At 40.5% G+C, this 536-nt stretch carries 1 protein-coding gene; it reads right to left on the reverse strand.

The genetic code is table 11. From position 1 onward, the window contains the following. Positions 1-536 (reverse strand): transposase (locus tag ABD140_RS40000; protein ID WP_344248309.1); only part of this gene is annotated, 536 nt, incomplete at both ends.

The following is a 536-nucleotide window of genomic DNA, read 5'->3' on the forward strand; positions in this document are numbered from 1 at the left end:
GTCATTTTTGCGTAATCTTAGTTTTGATTCTAATGACTTACCATTCTCTAACAACACATTAATTGAGCTGGGTAATCTTGATATCCAAAAAGCTGATTGAGCCTCAATATTGCTAAATGATTCAATGGAGAAGTAGCCCATATCACGCAGTACTAAATCGTTGGGTTGAATGTTCTCGATGAGCTGCTTTCCGAGTTTCTTGTCGGACTCTCTAGCTGGGCTAAACTGTTGATGTAGAATGTGGTTGTTGAGTGCATCAAATGCCAGATCGAGCTTGAATCCAGCTGTAACGCCGTTGCTATTTCCGTGACCTGGAAAATTCGCAGCATTGATTGCTCCCATAGGTACAAACGTAGAATCTTCTATCAAGATGCGCTGAAACTTTTGTGCAGAAGACGAGTTTTCTTCTATGGAGTAGTTAAGTGTTAGAATCTTGCTGATTACAGCTTGGAGGTAATGCATCAGAAGCCCATTAACTCTTTTAAACACAGCACCTCGGCAAATCGAAGAGGTATTGATTTTACTCATTTCGAGAG

The sequence above is a fragment of the Actinocorallia libanotica genome, from assembly GCF_039525175.1.
GTDB classification, from domain to species: domain Bacteria; phylum Actinomycetota; class Actinomycetes; order Streptosporangiales; family Streptosporangiaceae; genus Actinocorallia; species Actinocorallia libanotica.